General features: G+C 67.9%; 4 protein-coding genes and 1 pseudogene. 3 read left to right on the forward strand and 2 right to left on the reverse strand.

The window, feature by feature from the left end:
- Nucleotides 1-143: 143 nt before the first annotated feature.
- Nucleotides 144-311, reverse strand: a pseudogene (locus tag ACFRAR_RS25170) (pirin family protein); the annotation flags it as partial.
- Between the two features lie 95 nt (nt 312-406).
- Here ACFRAR_RS25170 and ACFRAR_RS25175 point away from each other — a divergent pair.
- Entirely contained in the window at nt 407-1,561 is a 1,155-nt protein-coding gene (locus tag ACFRAR_RS25175; RefSeq protein WP_380700442.1) for a tyrosine-type recombinase/integrase, read from the forward strand.
- Between the two features lie 57 nt (nt 1,562-1,618).
- Here the strand turns inward: ACFRAR_RS25175 and ACFRAR_RS25180 are convergent, their stop codons facing one another.
- Nucleotides 1,619-1,810: a helix-turn-helix domain-containing protein gene (locus ACFRAR_RS25180; protein WP_380700443.1), complete on the reverse strand. Its 192-nt coding sequence runs from the start codon at nt 1,808-1,810 to the stop codon at nt 1,619-1,621.
- 283 nt (nt 1,811-2,093) lie between these two features.
- On the opposite strand from ACFRAR_RS25180, the gene ACFRAR_RS25185 reads away from it, so the two are divergent.
- Nucleotides 2,094-2,822 carry a hypothetical protein gene (locus ACFRAR_RS25185; protein ID WP_380700444.1) on the forward strand — a complete coding sequence of 243 codons (729 nt, stop codon included), beginning with the start codon at nt 2,094-2,096 and terminating at the stop codon, nt 2,820-2,822.
- Between the two features lie 491 nt (nt 2,823-3,313).
- Nucleotides 3,314-4,479: IS701 family transposase (locus ACFRAR_RS25190; RefSeq protein ID WP_380700445.1), on the forward strand; the 1,166-nt coding region annotated here is incomplete at its 3' end.

The following is a 4,479-nucleotide window of genomic DNA, read 5'->3' on the forward strand; positions in this document are numbered from 1 at the left end:
CCCCACGCGTTGTGACCACCGGGCCCTTGGGCCCCGGGGGGACGCGCGGGCGGCGGGGGGGGGTGGGGGGGGGGCCCGGGGGGGTTGGGGGGCGGGCGTGCGGGGGCCCGGCCCCCCGCACCCCCGATCGCCTGACGCGCAGGTCAGCGCACGTTTCCCCGGGGCTTGAGGGGGATTCCCGGGAGCTCCGGGGCGGGCAGGCGGTCGCCCGGGTAGCCCTCGACGGCGCCGAAGCGGTCGGCGGCGGCCTGCCACTCCTCGCGGGCCTGGGCGATGTCCTCGTGGGACCGCCCGATGAAGTTCCACCACATACCACGTGATTTGCGTTTCTTCCCAGGTCAGGGATGTGGCGGACCATCTGCGCTCAGCAAAACGTCAGCATCGGACGGGATGGAGAGCGCAGACGATGGCCCCGAGGACCCTGGCCCGCGGCATGGGCACCTTCTTCAAGACCTGCGAGCACCCGCAGGCGCGGTGGTCGAAGTGCCCGCACACCTACGTGATCCGGTTCCGCAACGCCTCCGGGAGGCAGACCGAGGAGTCCGGCTTCGCCACCCAGGACAAGGCGATCGACCGGCTCACCGAGATCTACCGGGCGAAGCGGGAGAACCCCTGGAGCCAGAGCAAGGCCGAGCGCAACCGCAAGTACGGCGCGATGAACTTCGGGACGTACACCGAGGAGTGGAAGGCCGGCCAGCGCGCGCTCGCCCCGGCGTCGCTGCGGCACCTCGACTCGCTCCTCGAACACCACCTCTACCCGGCCTTCCACAGCCGCCGGATGGCCACCTTCGACCACAAGGTCGTCGACGCCTTCATCCAGACCATGGAGCGCAACGGCGTTGGCTTGGCCACCCAGGCCAACGCCTTCGACAAGCTCAAGGCGATCCTGCTCGACGCCCACCGCCTCGGCCTCTACCCGGAGAACCCCTTTGACGGGGTCACCCCGCCTCAGTACGACCCGAAGCGCGCGGTCATCCCTTCGCTCGTCCAACTCGGCGCGATACGCGAAGCCGGCGACGACACCTTCAACCTCGTCGCCGAGCTGATGAGCGGCTGCGGGCTGCGCAACGGCGAGGCCCTGGCCGTCAACGTCAACAACATCGTGGCCGACGACGTCTACCGCGTCACCGAGCAGGTCAACCAGACCACCAAGGACTACGCGCCGCTCAAGCACCGCAAGCCGGGTGTCTACCGGGACGTCCCGCTGCCGACCCGGACCCGGCTCAGCCTGCTGTCGTACGCGGACACCTACGGCACCATGGACGGCTACCTGCTCCGCCACCCACTGGACATCTCGAAGCCGTACCCGTCCTACTACCTGCAGAACCAGTGGGACCGGATCAAGCGGACTGGCGACGTCGACATCCCCGACGGCATGACGCTCTACGGCCTGCGCCACTTCTTCGCCTCGAACTGCCTCAGCCACAACATCCCGATCACCGACGTTGCCGAGTGGATGGGGCACAAGAGCATCGACGTCACCTTCAAGATCTACCGCCACCTCATGCCCGGCTCCATCGGGCACGCCGCCCAGGTCCTCGACCTCGGCCTCGCAGCCTGAAGCGCGTGGGGCCCTGTTCGCCGGCGAACAGGGCCCCATGTCCTTTACCGCCCGACATCAACCGCCGGACATTCGCTGCTGCTTCACCCAGGCATTGACCTCGGTGACCTTGAACTGCAACTTCGCATTGCGTCCGCTCCCGAAGCGGTACGGGACGAGGCCGACCTTGGCCGCCTCGCGATAGACCCACTGAACGGACATGTTCAGATGTTCTGCGGTCTGCTTGACGGTCATGAACTGCGAAGCCACGGGCTCTCCTCTACGCTGGCCGGCCGCTACGGGGGCGACCAGGAGACCCAAAACTGCTTCATGAACAGCGCTTTGGGAGTGCTGCGATCCCGTGGTAAGTTGCCCTCGCGATGCAGGCCCGGGCTTCAGTGCCGGGCCTGACGGCCCCGCCTGGTCGACCATGCGAACGGACCTGTAGTCCGGGCGACACGTCACTGTGCGGACTCTCCCTATCCCTGTGGTGACGCTGATGCACGATCCTGCGCAGTGGCACTGCTCATGAGACGTCTGACAGGACCGAACAGTGATCAACTCGTTCATCGCACACACGAGCCCCGGGCGGAGCAGGGTCTTCGCCCTCCGCAAGGAGCCCCGTGATTACGACCGTCTGGAGGCGGTCACCACGCTCGGAGGCGACGACCTCCGCCACACCGACCAGCTCGTCGGATCCCTCAACAACTACCTGGCGGACCGCGACGACACCGCGTTGCAGGTAGTACTGGACTACCTCCCCAAGGCCGTGCAGATGGCCACGAAGCAGTACCTCAAGGAAAAATGCCCGCCGCAGATGGGAGCCTTCACCGGCTTCGGGCCGATCGAGATCATCCGCGAGGCTGTGTACTTCAGCCGGATCGATGACGAGCTCGAAGATTACCTCGAAGGCGCCTACGCGATCGGCCTGGGAATCCGCATGTCGAACGAGCGCGACAGCGATGGCGATGTCGATTGGGTGGTCCAGCTCCGCAACGACGAGGTATCGGTGCCCGCCAGCGCCGAGCCGCGCTCGTGGGAGCTCCCCGCGGAGGTCGAGCTCCTGGAGACCTGGACGAGCAAGGAACCGCACCCAGGGCTGGGGCCCGTTCGTGCTGCCCTCGGCGTGGCGGCCAGAGCCAGCGCCGAGGGCCGCTGGGTGAGGGTCCACACGCTGCTCCACAGCCACCGTGACATCGACTACGAGGGCAGCGGCACCTCGGAGTTCGTCGTCGACGTCTTCGATGCGCCGATGCCGCAGCGGAACTCGGAAACGAGGTAGCCGCGATTCCCGTTCGTCCGCTGGAGGAGCCGAGCCTCTTCAGCGGATGGGCGGACTGCCAGGGTGGGAGGACGGGTCTAACGTAGTACGTCGCTGGCCAATAGCCGTCTCATAGCGATTATGAGCGAAGCCAGATGACGAGCGAGGCCTTGGTGAGGGTGCTGAAAGCGGACATACTGTGCCTTGCCCCGCTGCTGGTGTGTACGAGGCCGAAGCCTGGTGATCCAATCACGTTTGGTGGCTATATCGCCGAACCGATCTGGAAACTCGGCCTGGTCAGCCCGAGTGTTGGTCGACCCCTGCGAGGATGAGCTCGTGGCGGTGAGTCAGGGCTAGTACTCCAGCCGCACTTCGTGATCTCGCAGGTCGGGGCTGGAACTGGAACGGCCACCGAATGATCTTGGTGAGGTGTGTGGACTCTTCAAGATCGGACGGTGGCCGCGAGCCACAGAGTAGACCCTGAGCGGTGGCGGGCAGTGCTCGGGGAGGTGATGTCCAAGGTGGCGGGCCGTTTCGCCCGCGTTGAACCCCGCGCTGCGGCAACGGCCTTCGTGACCGGACTTCTGTCGGGCATCGAACGGAAGAACTGCTGGTCACTGGCTGAACAGGCCGGTCATGACCGGCCGGACACCATGCAGCGGCTGCTACGTTCGGCCCGCTGGGACGTGGACGCGGTCCAGGGTGATCTGCGCGGCATGGTCATCGAGCGCTTGGGCGACCCGGACGGGGTGCTGATCGTGGACGAGACCGGGTTCCTGAAGAAGGGCGAATGCTCGGCCGGGGTCCAGCGGCAGTACTCGGGAACGGCCGGGCGTATCGAGAATTGCCAGATCGGTGTGTTCCTCGCCTACGCCTCCCCGCGCGGGCGGGCGCTGATCGACCGGCGGTTGTACCTGCCAGAGGAGAGCTGGTGCGCCGATGCGCGGCGTCGCCAGGAGGCTGGGATACCCGAGCACGCCGTGTTCGCCACGAAGCCGAAGCTCGCACGCGAGATGATCGCCGCCGCGCTGGACGCGGGCACCCCCGCCGGTTGGGTCACCGGGGATGAGGTCTACGGCCAGGACCCAGGCCTGCGTGCGGAGTTGGAGGATCGCGGCGTCGGTTACGTCCTCGCGGTCTCCTGCGCCACACGCGTACGCATCAACAACGGCCGGACCCGTGTCCGCGCCGACACGGCAGCGGCCCATCTGCCCGATGCGGTCTGGCAGCAGCGCAGTGCGGGGGCGGGCGCCAAGGGCCCGCGCATCTACCGGTGGGCGTGGATCGCCCTGGACGGCGACGGCAGCCGCCGACAGCTCCTGGTCCGCCGCCACCCCGCCACCGGCGAACTCGCGTTCTACCTGTGCTTCACCCCAGTCCAGGTGCCGCTGGCCACTCTCGTACGAGTGGCCGGCGTGCGCTGGTCGATCGAGGAGTGCTTCCAGGCGGCCAAGGGACAGGTCGGACTCGACCACTACCAGGTCCGGCACTTCACCTCGTGGCATCGCCACATCACCCTCGCCATGCTCGCCCTGGCCGTCCTCGCCTTCCTGGCAGCCGAGGCGGGGGCGGGCCCCGCCCCCCCCCCCCCCCCCCCCCCCCCCGGGGCCCCCCCCCCCCCCCCGCGGCCGGGAGCTGACCGCGTATCTGGACCGCCACGGCGACGGGGTGCTGGACC

Source organism: Kitasatospora sp. NPDC056651 (genome assembly GCF_042792155.1).
In the GTDB taxonomy this organism is placed as follows: Bacteria; Actinomycetota; Actinomycetes; order Streptomycetales; family Streptomycetaceae; genus Kitasatospora.

Coding starts and splice junctions, on each gene's coding strand:
- ACFRAR_RS25175 (WP_380700442.1), top strand. CDS start 407: ATGGCCCCGAGGACCCTGGCCCGCGGCATGGGCACCTTCTTCAAGACC.